15 protein-coding genes and 1 tRNA gene are annotated in these 18,992 nt (G+C 70.1%); 5 read left to right on the forward strand and 11 right to left on the reverse strand.

Annotated features, from left to right (window positions below):
• Window positions 1–40 precede the first annotated feature (40 nt).
• The 10 genes from prfA to ACFWJW_RS22560 form a co-directional block, all read right to left on the reverse strand.
• Complete coding sequence (prfA, locus tag ACFWJW_RS22515; RefSeq protein WP_387244135.1) at window positions 41–1,120, reverse strand: peptide chain release factor 1; 1,080 nt, start codon at window positions 1,118–1,120, stop codon at window positions 41–43.
• Window positions 1,121–1,295: 175 nt separating this feature from the next.
• Window positions 1,296–1,517, reverse strand: a complete 222-nt coding sequence (rpmE, locus tag ACFWJW_RS22520) for a 50S ribosomal protein L31 (protein ID WP_042148733.1) — start codon at window positions 1,515–1,517, stop codon at window positions 1,296–1,298.
• A gap of 175 nt (window positions 1,518–1,692) precedes the next feature.
• Window positions 1,693–2,817 carry an LCP family protein gene (locus ACFWJW_RS22525; RefSeq protein ID WP_387244139.1) on the reverse strand — a complete coding sequence of 375 codons (1,125 nt, stop codon included), beginning with the start codon at window positions 2,815–2,817 and terminating at the stop codon, window positions 1,693–1,695.
• 405 nt (window positions 2,818–3,222) lie between these two features.
• Entirely contained in the window at window positions 3,223–5,265 is a 2,043-nt protein-coding gene (gene rho, locus ACFWJW_RS22530; protein WP_387244142.1) for a transcription termination factor Rho, read from the reverse strand.
• Window positions 5,266–5,638: 373 nt separating this feature from the next.
• Window positions 5,639–6,556, reverse strand: a complete 918-nt coding sequence (gene thrB, locus ACFWJW_RS22535; RefSeq protein WP_387244144.1) for a homoserine kinase — start codon at window positions 6,554–6,556, stop codon at window positions 5,639–5,641.
• Between the two features lie 341 nt (window positions 6,557–6,897).
• Window positions 6,898–7,974 carry a threonine synthase gene (thrC, locus tag ACFWJW_RS22540; RefSeq protein WP_042148722.1) on the reverse strand — a complete coding sequence of 359 codons (1,077 nt, stop codon included), beginning with the start codon at window positions 7,972–7,974 and terminating at the stop codon, window positions 6,898–6,900.
• An 8-nt stretch (window positions 7,975–7,982) separates the two neighbouring features.
• Entirely contained in the window at window positions 7,983–9,275 is a 1,293-nt protein-coding gene (locus ACFWJW_RS22545) for a homoserine dehydrogenase (RefSeq protein ID WP_387244147.1), read from the reverse strand.
• Window positions 9,276–9,412: 137 nt separating this feature from the next.
• Window positions 9,413–10,804: a diaminopimelate decarboxylase gene (gene lysA / locus ACFWJW_RS22550; protein WP_387244150.1), complete on the reverse strand. Its 1,392-nt coding sequence runs from the start codon at window positions 10,802–10,804 to the stop codon at window positions 9,413–9,415.
• Window positions 10,805–10,830: 26 nt separating this feature from the next.
• Window positions 10,831–11,877, reverse strand: coding sequence for an ArgS-related anticodon-binding protein NrtL (gene nrtL, locus ACFWJW_RS22555; protein WP_387244153.1), 1,047 nt, complete (start codon window positions 11,875–11,877; stop codon window positions 10,831–10,833).
• A 99-nt stretch (window positions 11,878–11,976) separates the two neighbouring features.
• Window positions 11,977–12,489, reverse strand: a complete 513-nt coding sequence (locus tag ACFWJW_RS22560) for a PleD family two-component system response regulator (protein ID WP_387244281.1) — start codon at window positions 12,487–12,489, stop codon at window positions 11,977–11,979.
• 234 nt (window positions 12,490–12,723) lie between these two features.
• Between ACFWJW_RS22560 and ACFWJW_RS22565 the strand changes: the two genes are divergently transcribed.
• Window positions 12,724–12,795: transfer RNA gene (locus ACFWJW_RS22565), tRNA-Arg, on the forward strand.
• A 423-nt stretch (window positions 12,796–13,218) separates the two neighbouring features.
• Here the strand turns inward: ACFWJW_RS22565 and ACFWJW_RS22570 are convergent.
• Complete coding sequence (locus ACFWJW_RS22570; RefSeq protein WP_387244156.1) at window positions 13,219–14,505, reverse strand: cytochrome P450; 1,287 nt, start codon at window positions 14,503–14,505, stop codon at window positions 13,219–13,221.
• A 408-nt stretch (window positions 14,506–14,913) separates the two neighbouring features.
• On the opposite strand from ACFWJW_RS22570, the gene ACFWJW_RS22575 reads away from it, so the two are divergent.
• From ACFWJW_RS22575 to ACFWJW_RS22590, 4 genes are all read left to right on the forward strand, one after another.
• The gene (locus tag ACFWJW_RS22575; protein ID WP_387244159.1) at window positions 14,914–15,111 is read left to right on the forward strand and encodes a hypothetical protein; all 198 of its coding nucleotides are present in this window, start codon (window positions 14,914–14,916) and stop codon (window positions 15,109–15,111) included.
• 239 nt (window positions 15,112–15,350) lie between these two features.
• Window positions 15,351–15,713: a hypothetical protein gene (locus ACFWJW_RS22580; RefSeq protein ID WP_387244162.1), complete on the forward strand. Its 363-nt coding sequence runs from the start codon at window positions 15,351–15,353 to the stop codon at window positions 15,711–15,713.
• A gap of 115 nt (window positions 15,714–15,828) precedes the next feature.
• Window positions 15,829–17,523, forward strand: a complete 1,695-nt coding sequence (locus ACFWJW_RS22585) for an FtsW/RodA/SpoVE family cell cycle protein (RefSeq protein ID WP_387244284.1) — start codon at window positions 15,829–15,831, stop codon at window positions 17,521–17,523.
• Window positions 17,520–18,974, forward strand: a complete 1,455-nt coding sequence (locus ACFWJW_RS22590; protein WP_387244165.1) for a penicillin-binding transpeptidase domain-containing protein — start codon at window positions 17,520–17,522, stop codon at window positions 18,972–18,974. Before ACFWJW_RS22585 ends, ACFWJW_RS22590 begins: the two co-directional genes overlap by 4 nt.
• Window positions 18,975–18,992 lie beyond the last annotated feature (18 nt).

An 18,992-nucleotide genomic window follows, 5' to 3' on the forward strand; every position in this document is an offset into this window, starting at 1 on the left:
GTCGAGCGGCCGGGGCCGGCGGGGGCCGGGTTGTACGGGCTTACTGGGCGGCGGCGAGCTTGGCGGCCGAGTCGGCGTCGACACACGCCTGGATGACCGGGTCGAGCTCGCCGTCGAGGACCTGGTCCAAGTTGTACGCCTTGAAGCCGACCCGGTGGTCCGAGATGCGGTTTTCCGGGAAGTTGTACGTCCGGATGCGCTCGGAGCGGTCGACCGTGCGGACCTGGCTGCGCCGGGCGTCCGACGCCTCCCGCTCGGCCTCTTCCTGGGCGGCGGCCAGCAGCCGGGAGCGCAGGATGCGCAGGGCCTGCTCCTTGTTCTGGAGCTGGCTCTTCTCGTTCTGGCAGGAGACGACGATGCCGGTGGGCAGGTGCGTGATGCGCACCGCGGAGTCGGTGGTGTTGACCGACTGGCCGCCGGGGCCGGAGGAGCGGTAGACGTCGATCCGCAGGTCGTTGGGGCCGATCTCGACCTCGACCTCCTCGGCCTCGGGCGTGACCAGCACGCCGGCGGCGGAGGTGTGGATGCGGCCCTGCGACTCGGTGGCGGGCACCCGCTGGACGCGGTGCACCCCGCCCTCGTACTTCAGCCGCGCCCAGACGCCCTGACCGGGCTCGGTGGCACCGTTCCCGCCCTTGGTCTTCACGGCGACCTGGACGTCCTTGTAGCCGCCGAGGTCGGACTCGTTGGCCTCCAGGATCTCGGTCTTCCAGCCGGCCCGCTCGGCGTAGCGCAGATACATCCGCAGCAGGTCGCCGGCGAACAGCGCGGACTCCTCGCCGCCCTCACCGGCCTTGACCTCGAGGATGACGTCCTTGTCGTCGCTGGGGTCGCGCGGGACGAGCAGCAGCCGCAGCTTCTCGGTCAGCTCCTCGCGCCGGACGTCGAGCTCCTTGACCTCGTCGGCGAAGTCCGGGTCGTCCTGGCTGAGTTCGCGCGCGGTCTCCATGTCCTCGCCGGTCTGCTTCCAGTCGCGGTACGTCGCGATGATCGGGGTCAGCTCGGCATAGCGCTTGTTGAGCCGCATGGCCTCGCGCTGGTCGGCGTGGACCGCGGGGTCGGCCAGCCGCTTTTCGAGATCGGCGTGCTCGCCGACCAGTTCTTCGACCGCCTCGAACATCGTGGAGTTCCTCTACTGGCTGCTGTGATGACCGGAGTACCGGGGCGCCGGCCCGTCGGGGGTGCTGCGCCGCGGGCCCCGGGACCCCCGTACGGGAGCCAAGGGCCAGGACGACAAAACGCCGGTCCGGTCACCCCTGAGCAGGGGCGACCGGAGACCGGCGCCTTGAGGGTCGCTACTTCTTGGCAGCGGCGGCCTTGCCGAAGCGGGCCTCGAAGCGGGCCACGCGGCCGCCCGTGTCCATGATCTTCTGCTTGCCGGTGTAGAACGGGTGGCACTCGGAGCAGATGTCGGCGCGGACCGTGCCGCTGGCGACCGTGCTACGGGTGGTGAAGGACGCGCCACAGGTGCAGCTGACCTGGGTCTCGACGTACTCCGGGTGGATGTCGCGCTTCAAGGGATTCTCCTAGGTTCGGGAGTGCACCGGGTCGTGTCGCGGGTTGCGTCACGTGAACCGGGGCCGACGGTCCAGTCTGCCAGGACTAGCCGTATCTCCCAAAACCGGGGTGCGGCCGCAACTATTCCCCTGCCGGTTCCGGGGCCGTCGGAGCCCGGAACCGGCGGGGCGCCGGCTACTTCACGTAGTTGTCCGTGCCGCCCTTGTCACCGGCCGAGCCCTTGACCGCGGACTTGGGGATCTCCTTGTCCTGCCGGAGCGCGTCCCAGACCTGGCGGCTCTGCTTGGCCAGCGGCAGCACCCGGTCGGGGTCCTGGGGGTCGTAGGCCACCGGCAGCGTCATCATGTCGATGTTCTCGGTACCGATGTTGCCCAGGCTCTTGGCCAGGCCGGTCAGTTCAGTCACCGAGTTGAGGTCGGTGTCGGTGGTGATGGCCTTGGTGGCCGTGTCGGCGATGTCGTAGAGCTTGGTGGGGTTGGTGAGCACCCCGACGTTCTTGACCTGCTTCATCAGGGCCTTGATGAAGGTCTGCTGGAGCTGGATGCGGCCGAGGTCGCTGCCGTCGCCGCCGGGGACGCCGTGCCGGGTCCGTACGAGGCCCAGGGCGTGCTCACCGTCCAGCGTGTGGGTGCCGGGCTTGAGATGCAGATGGCTGCTGTTGTCGTCGATCGCCTTGCTGGTGGTGATCTCCACCCCGCCCAGCGCGTCGATGAGCTTCTTGAAGCCGGTGAAGTCGACTTCGAGGAAGTGGTCCATCCGGATGCCGCTGATCGATTCGACGGTCTTGACGGCGCAGGCCGGGCCGCCGACCTCGAACGCGGTGTTGAACATCGCCCGGTTCGCGCCGGGGACGTCCTTGCCGTCCTTGGAGCAGTCGGGGCGCTTGATCATGGTGTCCCGGGGGACGCTGACCACACTGGCCTTCTTACGGCCCTTGTAGACGTGCACGATCATCGCCGTGTCGGAACGCGCGGCGCCCTCGTCCCTGCCGTACTCGTTGTTCTTGCCGGCCCGGGAGTCGGAGCCCATCACGAGGATGTCCATCGAGCCGTCGTCGACATTCTTCGGCCGGTCGTGTCCGAGGGCGGCGTTGATGTCGACGCCCTTCAGATTGCCGTTGAGCTTGAAGTAGACGTAGCCGAGTCCGGCACCACCGAGCAGCACCACACTGGTCAACGCGCACACAGTGATGGTCACTACTCGGCGGCGCCGGGTCGGCCCCTTGCGCCGACGTCCCGTTGGACGTATGGCGCGGGCACGGCTTTCGGCCGTCTCCACGGTCCCGCTGCTGTCCGCCATCTGCTCCTCAGTCCTCGTTCGCTCGGCTGCCCCTCGCCGCCGCCGTGCGGAGTACTGCCACGGCGTTTTGCTCCTTGTCAGACGGGAGGTCGACGGGAAGGGTTGCACAGCGAGTCATGAGCGATTTCTTAGAAATCCGCGGCGGCCGGGCGGACGGCCCCGGGACCTTCGCCTTCCCCACCTGGGCTTTCGGCCCTTTTTCCGCCATGGCTGAAACTGTGCGGCTTGCACGGATCTGTGCGGAAGGTCTCAAGCGCGCCCGTGCCACGGCCTCCGGGGCGCGGCTCGGGCCACAGCGCACCGGCCGCGGCCCGTGCCGTACGGGCCCCGCCCAGCACAGAGCCCCCCTCACCCGTGAGGGCGAGGAGGGCTCGGTGTACGGCGCCAGGACGCGCCCGGCGGGCGTCAGTCGTTGCCGTTGCCCGCGGTCGGGGTCGTCTTCTGGATCTGGAGCAGGAACTCCGCGTTGGACTTCGTCTGCTTCATCTTGTCCAGCAGCAGCTCGATGGCCTGCTGCTGGTCCAGGGCGTGCAGCACCCGGCGCAGCTTCCACACGATGGCGAGCTCGTCGCTGCCCATGAGGATCTCTTCCTTACGGGTGCTGGACGCGTCCACGTCCACCGCCGGGAAGATGCGCTTGTCCGAGAGCTTGCGGTCGAGCTTGAGCTCCAGGTTGCCGGTGCCCTTGAACTCCTCGAAGATCACCTCGTCCATCCGCGAGCCGGTCTCGACCAGCGCGGTGGCCAGGATGGTCAGCGAGCCGCCGTCCTCGATGTTGCGCGCCGCACCGAAGAAGCGCTTCGGCGGGTAGAGCGCGGTCGAGTCGACACCACCGGACAGGATGCGGCCCGAGGCCGGGGCGGCGAGGTTGTACGCACGGCCCAGACGGGTGATCGAGTCCAGCAGGACGACCACGTCGTGACCCAGCTCGACGAGGCGCTTGGCGCGCTCGATGGCCAGCTCGGCGACGGTGGTGTGGTCCTCGGCCGGGCGGTCGAAGGTCGAGGAGATGACCTCGCCCTTCACCGACCGCTGCATGTCGGTGACCTCTTCCGGACGCTCGTCGACGAGGACGACCATCAGGTGGCACTCGGGGTTGTTGCGGGTGATCGAGTTGGCGATCGCCTGCATGATCATGGTCTTGCCGGTCTTCGGCGGGGCCACGATCAGACCACGCTGGCCCTTGCCGATCGGCGTGACCAGGTCGATGATCCGGGTCGTCAGGCCGCCCGACTCACCCTCCAGGCGCAGTCGCTCCTGCGGGTAAAGGGGCGTCAGCTTCCCGAACTCCGGCCGTCCGCGGCCCTGTTCGGGCGCCACGCTGTTGACCGTGTCGAGGCGGACCAGCGCGTTGAACTTCTCGCGCCGCTCGCCGTCCTTGGGCTGGCGGACCGCGCCGGTGACGTGGTCACCCTTGCGCAGACCGTTCTTACGGACCTGGGCGAGCGAGACGTAGACGTCGTTCGGGCCGGGCAGGTAGCCGGAGGTCCGGATGAACGCGTAGTTGTCGAGGATGTCGAGGATGCCCGCGACCGGGATCAGCACGTCGTCCTCGGAGACCTGCGGCTCGTTGCCGAAGTCCTCACGGCCGCCGCGACGGCCCCGGCGGTCGCGGTAGCGGCCGCGACGGCCCCGGCGGCCGCCCTCGAAGTCGTCGTCGTCATCGGTACGGCGGTCGCCGCGGTCCCGCTGGCGCTGACCGCCCTGACCGCCCTGGCCGCCGCCGTCACCGGCGTCGCCCTTGCGGCGGTCACGCTGGCGCTGGCCACGGTCACCGCGGTCGCCACGGTCACCCTTCTGGCCGCGGTCCTGACGGTCGCCACGGTCCTGGCGCTCGCCCTTGCCGGGCCGGCCCTCGCCGGTCTCCTGCGGGGACACCGCGGTGTCGGTCTTGGCATCCGCCTTGACCTCGGTCTTCGCCTCGACCTTGGTGTCGGTCTTGAGGTCGCCCGAGGCGGCCTCGGGGCTGCCCGCGGCGGAGGTGGCGCGACGCCGGCGGCGCTCGCCGGCCGGCTGCTCGTCGCTGACGGGCTGACCGGGGATGTCGATCTGCTGCTGGGCCTGGTCCGCGGCCTTGTCGCCCTTGGCGGACTTGGCGGCCTTGCCGGCGGCCTGCTCCGCGCCGTCGTCGCCGGTGCGGGCCTTGGAGGTCGTCCGGCGCTTGGGCTTGGTCTCGGTGTCGGCAGGCGCGTCGGCCTTGGCTGCGGAGCCCGAGCCTCCGGCCTGCTTCTCCTTGATGACCTCGATCAGCTGGCTCTTGCGCATCCGCGCGGTGCCCTTGATACCGAGGCCGGAGGCGACCTGCTGAAGCTCCGCCAGGACCATGCCGTCAAGGCCGGTGCCGGAACGGCGGCGCCGCGTGGTAGCAGGCGCGGCGGGAGCGTCCGTGGCGGGCGCGGTGGCACTGCCATCGGTGCGCGCGCCCATCAGATCGGTGGTGTCGCTCACGAAGGGTCCTTCCCTGGAGCGGGCGTCGGCCTGTCTGGCTCGGCGACCGGTTGTGCTGTCCGGCTGGGTCCTTGGTCTTGTGGACCGGTGCCGGGGCGGTGGTCCCGCCGGAAGTGGCGGAGAGATCAGTTCATGGCGCCGGCGTGAAGAGATGCAGAGTGGGCCATGTCGTCACGCCGATTCCGGAGCGTGCTCACTCCTGCTCAGGCCATTGCTCCGAGCAGTTTGGGAGGCTCCCGGAAGAAAGTGGTCCCTATGGGGGACACGAAGCACCGCGCCACTCAGGCGACGAGTACTGACTTGAGGTTAACACTACCGGGTCCAACAAACATTCCCCCTCTCCAAGACCGGCAATCGTTGATCACCCGCGTGATCACCCGGCGAGCGGCAGGACGCAGGCGCCCGCCGCATCGAGGGTCAGCCGGTTGGCCGCCCACCCCTCTCCCGCCAGTGCCGCGACCTTGTCGGCCGCCGCGTCCTCGACCAGTGCGAGGACCGTGGGGCCCGCACCGGACACGACTGCGGGGACGCCGTCCGCACGCAGTCGGTTCACCAGGGCCACGCTCTCCGGCATCGCGGGGGCGCGGTACTCCTGGTGGAGTCGGTCCTCGGTCGCGGCGAGCAGCAGCTCGGGGCGCCTGGTCAGGGCCTCGACGAGCAGTGCGGCGCGGCCGGCGTTGGCCGCGGCGTCCACATGAGGGACGGTACGCGGCAGCAGTCCACGGGCGGTCTCGGTCAGCACCGGCTTCCCGGGGACGAAGACCACCGGAACGATGGAATCAGCGGGATCCATCCGGATCGCGTGCGCGGTTCCGGTGTCCATCCAGGCGAGCGTGAATCCGCCCAGCAGACAGGCGGCGACATTGTCGGGGTGGCCCTCGATCTCGGTGGCGAGCTCCAGCAGCGCGGCGTCGTCGAGCTTCTGTTCACCGCCTATCGTCACGGCGCGGGCGGCGACGATGCCCGCGCAGATCGCGGCCGAGGAAGACCCCAGGCCGCGGCCGTGCGGGATGCGGTTGGCGCAGACGATTTCCAGGCCGCGCGGCTGCCCGCCGAGCAGCTCGAAGGCGGCGCGCATCGACCGTACGAGCAGATGGCTCTCGTCGCGCGGGAGGGTGTCGGCGCCCTCACCTGCGATGTCGATGTGCAGTCCGGAGTCGGCGACGCGCACCACGACATCGTCGTACAGGCCCAGGGAAAGACCCAGGGCATCGAAGCCGGGACCGAGATTGGCGCTGGTAGCGGGGGTGCGCACCCGGACGGCGGCGGCGCGGAACGCGGGACCGGCCATCGCTCGATGACTCTCCTTGATTGATGCTGCGGTACTGCCCCGGAGCGCCGCGGCACCGAAGTGCCCGGCCGGCTCCTGGGGTCTGTTCTGACCTGCCCTGAACACCACTGCGTTATGCCGTGGGGAGGGGAGTTGGCTGCCAGCCTATCGAAGGAAGGTTCTGTCGCGACATAGGGCGCACAGGAGGCGCACGATGCGTGTCGCGCGCCTTCCTGTGCCCCGACGCTGCCTTCGGTGATCTTTGCAGCCTTTGCGCAATTTGCTGCGCGGGGGTGACGGGGCGCGAGCCGCCCCGTCACCGGGTGCCGTACGCGCGCAACCGCCCGTACGGCCGACGGTTCCTAGACGAGGCCCAGGCGCTCGGCCGCGGCGTCCGCGTCGATCGGGACCGTGACCGGCTGCGGCGCTCCGGCCACCGCCCAGTCCGGGTCCTTGAGGCCGTTGCCGGTGACCGTGCAGACGATGCGCTGGCCGGGGTCGACCTTGCCCTCCTCGGCGGCCTTGAGCAGACCGGCCACCGACGCGGCCGAGGCGGGCTCCACGAAGACGCCCTCCCGCGCCGCCAACAGGCGGTAGGCGGCCAGGATTTGACGGTCGGTCACGTCATCGATGAAGCCGCCGGACTCGTCCCGCGCCTGCTGGGCGTACGACCACGAGGCCGGGTTGCCGATGCGGATCGCGGTGGCGATGGTGGTGGGGTCCTTGACGACCTCACCGCGCACGATCGGCGCGCTGCCGGATGCCTGGAAGCCCCACATCCGCGGGGTGTGCGAGGCGATGCCGTCGGCCGCGTACTCCTTGTAGCCCCTCCAGTACGCCGTGATGTTGCCGGCGTTGCCGACGGGCAGCACATGGATGTCGGGGGCGTCGCCGAGCATGTCGACGATTTCGAAGGCCGCGGTCTTCTGGCCCTCGATGCGCACCGGGTTCACGGAGTTCACAAGTGCGACGGGGTAGTTGTCGGAGAGGCTCCGGGCCAGCGTCAGACAGTCATCGAAATTTCCGTCGACCTGGAGGATCTTCGCGCCGTGGACCAGCGCCTGGCCCATCTTGCCGAGCGCGATCTTGCCCTGCGGGACGAGGACGGCGCAGACCATGCCGGCGCGGACCGCGTAGGCCGCGGCCGAGGCGGAGGTGTTGCCGGTGGAGGCGCAGATGACCGCCTTGGCGCCCTCCTCCTTGGCCCGCGTGATGGCCATCGTCATGCCGCGGTCCTTGAAGGAACCGGTGGGGTTGGCACCCTCGACCTTGAGGTGCACCTCGCAGCCGGTGCGCTCGGAGAGCAGCTGCGCCGGGACGAGGGGGGTGCCGCCCTCCCGGAGGGTGACGACCTCGGTCGTGTCGCTGACCGGCAGCCGGTCACGGTATTCCTCGATGATTCCGCGCCACTGACGGCTCGCGGTGGAATTGGCAGACATGGGTTCCTTTACTCCCCTTCGACCCGCATGATGCTGGCGACACCGCGCACGGTGTCCAGCTCGCGCAGTGCCCCGACGGTCGACGACAGGGCCGCGTCCGCCGCTCGGTGGGTGACGATGACGAGGGATGCCTCGCCGTCCTTGCCCTGCTGACGGACCGTATCGATCGATACGCCGTGTTCGGCGAAGATGTTCGCGACCTGCGCGAGCACGCCGGGCTTGTCGGCCACATCGAGGCTGATGTGGTAGCGCGTGATGACCGCGCCCATGGGGCTGACGGGCAGCCGGGTGTAGGCGGACTCGCCCGGTCCGGTGGCCCCGGCGAGCTTGTTGCGGCAGACCGCGACGAGGTCGCCGAGGACCGCGGAGGCGGTGGGTGCGCCGCCCGCCCCGGGCCCGTAGAACATCAGCTGGCCGGCGGCCTCGGCCTCGACGAAGACGGCGTTGTACGCCTCACGGACGGAGGCCAGCGGATGCGTCAGCGGAATCATCGCGGGGTGCACCCGCGCGGTCACCGACGCACCGTCCGCGGCCCGCTCGCAGATGGCCAGCAGCTTGACCGTGCAGCCCATCCGCTTGGCGGAGGCGATATCGGCCGCGGTGACCTCCGTGAGGCCCTCGCGGTGCACATCGTCGATGGTCACCCGGGTGTGGAAGGCGATACCGGCCAGGATCGCGGCCTTGGCGGCGGCGTCGAAGCCCTCGACGTCGGCGGTCGGGTCGGCCTCCGCGTAGCCGAGCGCGGTGGCCTCGTCCAGGGCCTCGCTGTAGCCGGCCCCGGTGGAGTCCATCTTGTCGAGGATGAAGTTGGTGGTGCCGTTGACGATGCCGAGCACCCGATTGACCTTGTCCCCGGCCAGCGACTCGCGCAGCGGCCGCACCAGCGGGATCGCGCCGGCGACGGCGGCCTCGTAATACAGGTCCGCGCCATTGGTCTCGGCCGCCGCGTGCAACGCCGCGCCGTCCGCCGCGACCAGCGCCTTGTTGGCGGAGACCACGCTCGCGCCGTGCTCGAAAGCGGTGGTGATCAGCGTGCGGGCCGGTTCGATCCCGCCGATGACCTCGATCACGACGTCGATGTCGCCGCGTTTGACGAGCGCGGTCGCATCGGTGGTGACCAGCTCGGCCGGGACGCCCTCGCGCACCTTGTCGGGGCGGCGGACGGCGATCCCGGCGAGCTCCACGGGCGCACCGATACGGGCGGCGAGGTCGTCGGCGTGCGTCGTCATGATGCGCGTCACCTCTGAGCCGACCACACCACAGCCCAGGAGCGCCACTTTCAGCGGACGCGTACGCATCATTCGACCTCTGCTTCTCATCGATCAGCGAATTCCAGCTTGCTCATGCACAAGTCTCACGCACCGGACGGCAGTTTCCGCCCGTCGTCCAGATGCCGAGACATTTATTTCACCCGGGGTCGGGATCCGGCGATCCGGCCCTACCCGACATCCAACCGCAGGAGATCTTCCTCCGTCTCCCGCCGGACGATCACCCTGGCCGCACCGTCCTTCACCGCTACGACCGGCGGCCGCAGCGAGTGGTTGTAGTTGCTCGCCATGGAACGGCAGTACGCACCGGTCGCCGGCACCGCGAGCAGATCCCCGGGCGCCACATCCGCCGGCAGGAAGGCATCGCGTACGACGATGTCGCCACTCTCACAGTGCTTGCCGACCACGCGCGAGAGCATCGGCTGGGCGTCGGAGGTGCGCGACACCAGCGCGACGCTGTACTCCGCGTCGTAGAGCGCCGTGCGGATGTTGTCCGACATCCCGCCGTCCACGGACACATACGTCCGCAGCCCTTCCAGCTCCTTGACCGTGCCGACCTCGTAGAGCGTGAAGGCCGTCGGGCCCACGATCGCGCGCCCCGGCTCGACCGACAGCCGCGGCATCCGCAGCCCCGCCGACTCGCACTCCCGGCGCACGATGTCGCCCAGCGCCGTCGCGATCTCGTGCGGCTCGCGCGGATCGTCGTCCGAGGTGTACGCGATACCGAGGCCGCCGCCCAGGTCGATCTCGGGCAGCTCGATGCCGTGCTCGTCCCGTACCTCGGTCAGCAGCTGCACCACCCGGCGGGCCGAGACCTCGAATCCCGCCATATCGAAAATCTGCGACCCGATATGGCTGTGAATTCCGATGAGCTCCAGGCCGTCCAGCTTGAGCGCCCGGCGCACGGCCTCCGCCGCCTGCCCGCCGGCCAGCGCGATACCGAACTTCTGGTCCTCGTGCGCCGTCGCGATGAATTCATGCGTATGCGCCTCGACACCGACCGTGACCCGGATCTGCACCCGCTGCCGCTTGCCCAGCCGCTCCGCGACATGGGCGACCCGCACCATTTCCTGGAACGAGTCGAGCACGATCCGCCCGACGCCCGCCTCGACGGCCCGGGTGATCTCCTCGGTGCTCTTGTTGTTCCCGTGCAGCGCGATCTGCTCGGCCGGCATTCCGGCCGCCAGCGCCGTCGCCAGCTCGCCCCCGGAACAGACGTCGAGATTCAGACCTTCTTCGTGCAGCCACCGCACGATGGCCCGGGAAAGAAATGCCTTCCCCGCGTAGAACACATCGGCTCCCGGCCCGAAGGCGTCCTTCCAGGCCCGGCAGCGCGCCCGGAAATCGTCCTCGTCCAGGAAATACGCCGGGGTGCCGAATTCCGCGGCGAGCGCGGCGACATCCAGCCCGCCGACGGTGACCACGCCGTCGGCGTCGCGCTGGACCGTACGGGACCAGACCTGTGGGTCGAGGGTGTTCAGATCGGCGGGCGGCCCGGCGTAATGCCCCTCGGGCAGCACATCGGCGTGCCGGGGTCCTGCGGGGTGCGCGGAACGGCTCATGACAGTGGAGATCCCCTCAAAATCGTTCAGAGGTGTTCGGGAGCGGAGATGCCGAGCAGTCGCAGGCCGTTGGCGAGCACCGTCCGGCCGGCCTCGGCAAGGGCCAGCCGGGCGCGATGCACGGCCAAGGGTTTCTGCTCCCCGACGGGCAGCGGCGGATAGTCGTCATGCCACCGGAAGAACGCGTCCGCCGTCGCCTCCAGATGCCGCACCACCCGGTCCGGCGCCCGCAGCCGCGCGGCGCTCTCGACGACGGAGGGGTAGGTGGCGAGGAGGGTGTGAAAGCTCTTCAGGGCCTGCGCGGCGGACCCGGCCCCGTCCGACGAGCCGTCGTCCGCGGCCTGCCCCCGAACCGGAGCGCCCACGTCCCCCGGCTCACTCCCGAACCCCAGCTCCCGCGCGTGACGCCCGAGCGCCCGCGCCCGCGCATACGCGTACTGCACCCGGAACCGCGGATTGCTCTCCCGCTGCACGGGCCGCTCGGGCACCCGCACCGGATCCTGCGCGGCCGGCCGCAGCAACACCCAGCGCGCTTCGTCGGCGCCGAGGCGGGCGACGAGGGTGGCGAGGTCGTCCCGAGCGGGCGCGAGCACGGGCTGTTCACCGGCCCGACGGCCACCGAGCCCGGCCGCCGCATCGATCCGCGCCAGCGCCTCGGCGACAACGGCGGCACGGGCGTCACCTGCCGCGCCGGCCACCGGGCCGGCCGCCACCGGACCCTGCCCCGCAGCCGCTCCCCCATAGCTTTCCCCTCGCGCCAGTACCTCCCGCACCAGCGCGGCCTGCGCCCCGTCCCCCAACGTGAAGTTCAAGAACCCCGGCCCGGCGATCTCGACCCGGGCGATCCCGGCGCTTCCGCTGAGCCGCTTCCGCAGAATCTCGGCGACCTCCCGGGCCGGCCGCCCCGCCTGCCGGGCGAGCTGGAGCGCGACATTGGAGGCGTAATCCCCACACCCGGGCCGCGGCGGCGGCTGCACCACGATCCGCGCCGGCACGGACACGGAGAGCTCCTGCTCCTCCACCGCACCACGCACGGAGCGCAGAACGGTACGGGAGAGCTCAGCCGGGGTCACAGGACAAGCGTATGGGAGACCCGGGGTACCCATGCGACCCGGTTTCGCCCTGTGGACACTCCACGTCACGCTCCGGGGCGCCCGGTCACCTCTTCCCGGCTATTCCCCGCCCGCATCCACCATGCCGACCCCGCCGGAAGCCGCGACCCCATCGGACGTGGCACCACGCCCCGCCCCTCCCCCGCCCCCGTCGCTCTCCTCGTCATCGGCCCCACCCTCGGGCCCACGCTCCCGTTGCCGCTGCCGCCCGTCCCGCACCAGCATCCCCACGATCCGCACCAGCTCGGCCGGCTCGAAAGGCTTCGCGAGAAACGCGTCCACGCCCACCGATTCGCCGTTGTCCACCTCACCCTGGGTGCACGCACTGACGATGGCGATCGGGATGTCCCACGTCCGCGGATCGGAGCGCAATCGCGCCGCGGTGTGGAGACCGTTGAGCCGCGGCATCACGACATCAAGGGTCACGACATCAGGTCTCACGTGGTGCACGACATCCAGACATTCGGCACCATCAGCCGCGGTCACGACCTCGAAGCCCTCCAGCTCGAGATTGACCCTGATCAACTGGCGGATCACCTTGTTGTCGTCGACAACAAGGATCCGACCGGACAAGCCAGGCACACCATGAGACTAGGACCCCACCTGCGACTGCGTCCCGGTTTTCCCCACTTCCGCCCCCGTGCGAGGGACCTTTCCCCGAGCGTCACGCACCGGGGCCTTCACATGCGCTAGGAGCCCCGGCCACCCCGCGGCACCCCCGTACATGCCCCCGACGAAACCTGTTCATGAACACCCCATCAGAGCTGGTAGTGTTCTACCCGTCGCCACGAGAACACAGGCGGCAACGCCCCCGTAGCTCAGGGGATAGAGCAACGGCCTCCGGAGCCGTGTGCGCAGGTTCGAATCCTGCCGGGGGCACCTTGAATGAGGTGCCTGAAGACCCCGCCAGCGCAGAGATGCTGGGCGGGGTCTTTTCATGTCTGCGCGCCTCATGTCTGCGCGCCCTCGATGGTGAAGCGCGCGTAGCCGTGGTGAGGCGGTCGGATACGCACCGTGTCCGGCGCACTCGGGGGCGACGGGGACGGCGGGGACGACGGCTGGTGGATTCCGCACAGCGCGCGTACCGGACCACGCCTCTGTCGCGTTCGAGGGTTTCCCCTGGAGTTCCTGGGCCGCGGCCGGAACCGCTGGGCGGTTTACGTCAGTTGGGTCCTGCGTGGAATGACGGTGCGCCACATTCGGGCGGGACGACGGCTTGACACGGTCCGGACACCGCAAAACCGGGCACCCGGCGTCTCGGCCAAGTGCCCGGTCAGTGGGGGGCGCGGGGATGGGGTGGGGTCAGGGGTTCAGGTGGACCGGGAGGGATTCGATTCCGTAGACGATGGAGAGTTTGCGGAATTCGAGGTCCTCGGGTGTGGCGGCGAGGCGCATGTTCGGGAAGCGGCGTACCAGGGCGGGGTAGGCGGCGCGGAGTTCCATGCGGGCCAGTTCCGCGCCTACGCAGCGGTGAATTCCGTAGCCGAAGGCGAGATGGGAGGGAACGTTGCGGGTGGGGTCGAACTGTTCCATTTCCGGGCCCAGTTTGCCGTCCCGGTCCGCACCGCTCAGTGAGCACAGCACCACATCTCCGGAGGCGATCTGGACGCCGCCGATTTCCAGGTCCTCGCGGGCGAAGCGCGGGAAGGCGACCTGTACGACGGTCAAGTAGCGGAGGAGTTCTTCGACGTAGCCGTCCACGACGTCATCGCCGTCATGGAGGGCGGCGAAGTGCTTGGGGTCCTGGAGGAGGACCAGGGCGCCGAGGGCCAGCATGCTGGCGGTGGTTTCGAATCCGCCGGTGAGGACGCCGTCGGCGAGGCCGGCCAGTTCTTCGTCGCTGACCGTGTCGCCGTGTTCCTTCACGATCATGCCGAGCAGGCCGTCGCCCGGGTTTTCGCGCTGCTTCTTGACGATGTCCCGGAAATAGGAAAGGGATTCAGATATGGCGCCGAAGGACGCGTTCGCTCCGCTGAAAAGGTCGAAACGGGCGGCGCTGAGGCGTTCGAAGTCGGCGCGGTCCTCGTAAGGAACTCCGAGGAGTTCGCAAATGACGAGGGAGGGGATGGGAAGGGCGAATGAGTGGACGATGTCGACCGGGTCGCCGTTCTTTCCCGCCTTTTCCATCGCGTCGAGGCGCTCCTCGACGATCTCATGGATACGGGGCGTGAGCCGCCCGAGGCGCCGCATGGTGAATTCGGGGGTCAGCAGCCGGCGGAGACGGGTGTGCACGGGCGGGTCGGCGAATCCGAGTCCACCGGGGTTCTGTTCGGCGCCGGCGCCGGCCTTGCCGACGAGGTTGGTGAAGTCGGAGCTGAAGGCATTGGCCTTTCCCAGCACCGCCTTGACCTCGTCGTAGCCGGTCACCAGCCAGACGTTGGCGGCTATCGGCACGGGAAGCTTGCTGACGGGCTCCCGCTCCCGGACGGCCGCCAAATCGCCCACCGGGTTGAGGCCGTCGCGCCGCAATGGCATCAGGACGGACTCGGGCAAGAAAGACATTCGAGACAGGTCGAAGCCTTTCTTCCGCGTTCTCGCCAGATACATGCGGCCGGCCCAGGCGATGATCCGGGAACGGAGAGTCGTCATGACGCTAATACTGCCTTTCGTCGAGGGGGACGGTCACCCGCGCTCGGCGGCCCAAGACGGCCGGGACGGCACGGAACCCCCACTCGGCGTCTACGGGTGTGACGTACGCCATAGCCCCTCGCTTGCGGTGGTCATGGCACAGGTCCATGCCATCGACCGGAGTCTTCGGTCGTCCGCATCAGCGTGACGAGCTCGGCCTCGGCCTTCTTCTTCAATTCGGTCTGGACGAGTTTACAAAGTGCCATTGGCGGCGTTCACGGAACAACCCGGGATGCCCCTGGGGGACCCCTGGTTCGTCCCTGACTCTTCCCTGACCGCTCCCTTAGACCCGCGCCGGCCGCCACACGTTGCCTCCGCCCTCGCACACTTCCCTGTGGACCGCCTCACCTTCGGCCGGCCGATGTCCGGATGGAAGGCGGTTCGGGTGGAGTTGTCGATGTGCTGGGTGGCGATGCGCTGAGGGGCGATGTGCTGGGTGGCGGTGCGCTGAGTGCCGATGCGCTGAGTGCCGATGCGCTGAGTGCCGATGTGCCGAGTGTCGACGTGCTGAGCATTGAGGGCCGGTCCGCCTCGGCCCGCCCGCACCACGTCCGTCACGGAGTGTGATGAGTTGCGGACTCTCCGCGCCCTCCTTAGCGTGAAAGGAGAGCGAGGCAGGCGGCACGGCGCGGTGCGAGAGGGCGGCGCGTGGCGGGGAGGCCGCACTCGTAGCCGGGGAAGGGTGCGACAGGCACCGCACCGGCGGGGCGTCCGCCCCGGCCCGTCCGTTCAGTGACGCCCGGCGACTCCGCTCGATTCACCCCACAGGGATTCCCCTGAGACTCTCCCTTCGCAGGAGGAAGCGCATGTTTCCGAAGTCGAAGTCCGGCAAGTTCGGCACGTTCGCCCTTTGCTTTCTGTCCGGCGCGCTGGCCGGGATCCTCGCGGCCGGCCCCGCCCCGGCGGCCCACGGCAGTGCGGGCAACGACCTCGCGGAGTACGAGGGGCGGGTCGTCGCCAAGGGGGGCCTGGTGCTGCGTACCGGGCCGAGTACCGAGTTCCGTGCGATCGGCCTGAAGGAGTACGGGTCCGTCGTCGGGATCTCCTGCCGGCTCAACGGGCAGCTCGTCGAGGACAACCCGGTCTGGTACAGGCTCAGCGATGCCTCGTACGTCTGGTCCTCGACGCGGCACATCGTGAACGAGGGGGCGGAGCCGCGGTGGTGCTGAGGAGGCGTTGAGGCGGTGTGCCCAGGTGGTGCGTCCGCTGCGTACACCCCGAACGTCGCATCGGACATAACGGAAATAGCGGCTGCCGCTTGCTACGTTGCCAGACATGACGGCAATGGCGAGGGCGGCGGCCGCGCGCCCGGCGGACACTCCTCCCCCGTTGCCGCTGCTGCCCAAGCGGCGGGGCATCGAACTGGCCCTCCTCGTAGGCGCGGTCCTGATCAGCGTCTGCGGGTATCTCGTCGTGGGGCTGGCCCGGGGGCATGCGCTGCCGGGCGGTGCGGTCCGGTACGGGGCGGGGCTCGCCGGGCTGGCGCTGCTCGCGCATCTCGCCGTCCGCTTCCGCGCCCCGTATGCCGATCCGCTGCTGTTGCCCACCGCCGTACTGCTCAACGGGATCGGGCTGGTGCTGATCTTCCGGCTCGATCTGGACACCCCGGGCGACCATGCCGCGCCCACCCAGCTGATGTGGTCGACGGTGGGCGTCGGGCTCTTCATCGCGGTGGTGGTGCTGTTGCGCGACCACCGGGTGCTCCAGCGGTACGCCTATGTCTGTGCGGCGCTCGCGCTGGTGCTCATGGCTGCGCCGATTCTCTTCCCGGCGATCAACGGGGCGAAGATCTGGATCCGTGTCGGCGGATTTTCCATTCAGCCGGGCGAGTTCGCCAAGGTGTTGATCACGGTCTTCTTCGCGGCCTATCTGGCCGCCAACCGCAGCGCGCTGGCCCACACGGGACGCCGGATGGGCCGTCTGCGGCTCCCCACCGGCCGGGTGCTCGGACCGATCGTCGCGATCTGGCTGATCAGCGTCGCGGTGCTGGTGCTGGAGCGGGATCTGGGCACCTCGCTCCTGTTCTTCGGGATCTTCGTCGTCCTGTTGTACGTGGCCACCGGGCGGACCGGATGGATCGCGGTCGGGCTGATCCTGGCCGGCGTCGGGGCGGCCGCCGTGGGCACGCTGGAGCCGCATGTGCACAGCCGGGTCGAGGACTGGCAGCATCCGTTCGCCGGTATCGCGGCGGGCCGGGGGCCCGGTCAGCTCGCGCAGTCGCTGTTCGCGTTCGCGGCCGGCGGGATGCTCGGCACCGGCCTCGGCCAGGGCCACTCGTATCTGATCGGCTTCGCCATGAAGTCGGACTTCATTCTGGCGACCTTCGGCGAGGAACTCGGGCTGGCCGGGCTGACCGCGCTGTTCCTGCTGTACGCGCTGCTGGTGGCCCGCGGCTACCGCGCCGCGCTCGGGCTGCGGGACCCGTTCGGCAGCCTGCTGGCCGTGGGGCTGGCGGCGCTGCCCGCCCTTCAGGTCTTCGTCATCGCGGGCGGGGTGACGGGGCTGATCCCGCTGACGGGGATGGCGATGCCGTTTCTGGCGCAGGGCGGGTCGTCCGTCGTCACGAACTGGATCATCATCGCGCTGCTGTTGCGGATCAGCGACCGGGCGCGGACGCCTCGGCCGGATGGGGGCGGTTCGGGGAGCGGTACGGCGAGCACGACGGGGAGCCGTAGTGGGGCAGGGGCCGGGAGCCGTAGTGGGGCGGGGGCGGGCGGCTCGGCGGGGGGCTCTTCGCGGAGTCCGGCGAGGAGCCTGGTGGCGCAGGACGGGGGAAATGACGCGGGGTTCGGGGCGCGGAGCTGGGTGGTGGGGTTTCTGAAGCCGACGCGATCCCAGACGCCGACCCGGTCCCAGACGCCGACCCGGTCCCAGACGCCGACCCGGTCCGAGGCCCGGGCCCGGCCCCAGGAACGGCGACCGGCCGGCCCGGCGCCCGACTCCGCCGATGACGCCGCGTCACCGGAGGCGGGCCGTTGATCCGCTGTATTCGGCACACCGCCGCGTTCTCCTTCCTGCTCCTTGTCGCGCTCCTGGTCAACGCGGCGCGGGTGCAGGTCTTCGAGACGGAGCGCTACGGCGCCAATACGGCCAACCGCCGGGGGGTGATCGCCCGTTACGAGCAGCCGCGCGGTGCCGTGCTCGTCGCGGGCCGGCCGGTCACCGGCTCCCGGGACAGCGGCGGGCGGCTGCGCTATGAGCGCACCTACACCGACGGACCGCTGTACGCACCGGTCACCGGCTACTCCTCGCAGATCTACGGGACCTCGCTGCTGGAGAGCGCCGAGGACGGCATCCTCTCCGGCTTCGACGACCGGCTCGCCACCTTCCCCTGGTGGGACCAGCTGACCCGCACCCACCGGCCGGGCGGCAGCGTGCACACCACCATCGACCCCCGGATGCAGCGCGCCGCGTTCGACGGGCTGGGCGGCAAGAAGGGCGCGGTGGCCGCGGTCGAGCCGCGTACGGGGAAGGTCCTGGCGCTGGTGAGCACGCCCTCGTACGACCCCGGTGAGCTGTCCGGCAACGACGGCGCGGTCGGCGCGGCCTGGCACCGGCTGAACACCGCCGGGCCGCGGCCGATGCTCAACCGGGCGCTCCAGGAGACCTATCCACCCGGTTCCACCTTCAAGGTCGTCACCGCGGCGGCCGCGCTGGAGAACGGTGAGGTCACCGATATCGAGGCCCCGACGGACTCGCCCGATCCCTACCCGCTGCCCGGCACCGCCACCCTGCTCGGCAATGCCGCGGAGGGCTGTGAGGACGCCCCGCTGAAGGATGCCTTCCGGGCCTCCTGCAACACCGTCTTCGCGCGGCTGGGTGCCCGGATCGGGCTGCGGGACATGGTCGGCATGGCCCGGCGGTTCGGCTTCAACGACCCCCGGCTGCGCATCCCCTCCCCGGTCGCCCCGAGCAATTTCGATACCCGGATGGATGCCTCGCAGGTCGCGCTGTCCGCCATCGGGCAGTACGACACCGCCGCCACGCCGCTCCAGATGGCGATGGTCTCGGCGACGGTCGCCAACGGGGGCCGGCTGGCGCCGCCGACGCTCGTCGACAAGGTGACCGATGCCAGGGGAGTCATGATCGCGGCCGGTCCGCACCGCCCCACCCGCCAGGTGATCGGCCCGGTCGCCGCGCAGCAGATCCAGGAGATGATGATCGACGTCGTCGCGCACGGCAGCGGCAAGCATGCCGCCATCAAGGGCGTCACGGTCGGCGGCAAGACCGGTACCGCGCAGCACGGGGTGCGCAACGAGGGGACGCCGTACGCCTGGTTCATCTCCTGGGCGCGGGCGAAGGACAGCTACGAGCCGGCCGTGGCGGTGGCCGTAGTGGTCGAGGACGCGGCCGCCGACCGCGCGGACATCAGCGGCGGGGGCAGCGCGGCGCCGATCGCGCGGGCGGTGATGGCGGCGGCGGTGCGCTGAGACGCCTCGGCCGCCGGG

It is taken from the genome of Streptomyces sp. NPDC127097, from assembly GCF_042724075.1.
In the GTDB taxonomy this organism is placed as follows: domain Bacteria; phylum Actinomycetota; class Actinomycetes; order Streptomycetales; family Streptomycetaceae; genus Streptomyces.

Excerpts from the sequence above, each read along its gene's own strand:
- thrC (WP_042148722.1), bottom strand. The coding sequence starts at position 7,974 with ATGTCTGCCAATTCCACCGCGAGCCGTCAGTGGCGCGGAATCATCGAG.
- ACFWJW_RS22585 (WP_387244284.1), top strand. The coding sequence starts at position 15,829 with ATGGCGAGGGCGGCGGCCGCGCGCCCGGCGGACACTCCTCCCCCGTTG.
- ACFWJW_RS22570 (WP_387244156.1), bottom strand. The coding sequence starts at position 14,505 with ATGACGACTCTCCGTTCCCGGATCATCGCCTGGGCCGGCCGCATGTAT.
- lysA (WP_387244150.1), bottom strand. The coding sequence starts at position 10,804 with ATGAGCCGTTCCGCGCACCCCGCAGGACCCCGGCACGCCGATGTGCTG.
- ACFWJW_RS22545 (WP_387244147.1), bottom strand. The coding sequence starts at position 9,275 with ATGATGCGTACGCGTCCGCTGAAAGTGGCGCTCCTGGGCTGTGGTGTG.
- ACFWJW_RS22580 (WP_387244162.1), top strand. The coding sequence starts at position 15,351 with ATGTTTCCGAAGTCGAAGTCCGGCAAGTTCGGCACGTTCGCCCTTTGC.
- prfA (WP_387244135.1), bottom strand. The coding sequence starts at position 1,120 with ATGTTCGAGGCGGTCGAAGAACTGGTCGGCGAGCACGCCGATCTCGAA.
- ACFWJW_RS22575 (WP_387244159.1), top strand. The coding sequence starts at position 14,914 with ATGGAAGGCGGTTCGGGTGGAGTTGTCGATGTGCTGGGTGGCGATGCG.
- ACFWJW_RS22525 (WP_387244139.1), bottom strand. The coding sequence starts at position 2,817 with ATGGCGGACAGCAGCGGGACCGTGGAGACGGCCGAAAGCCGTGCCCGC.
- thrB (WP_387244144.1), bottom strand. The coding sequence starts at position 6,556 with ATGGCCGGTCCCGCGTTCCGCGCCGCCGCCGTCCGGGTGCGCACCCCC.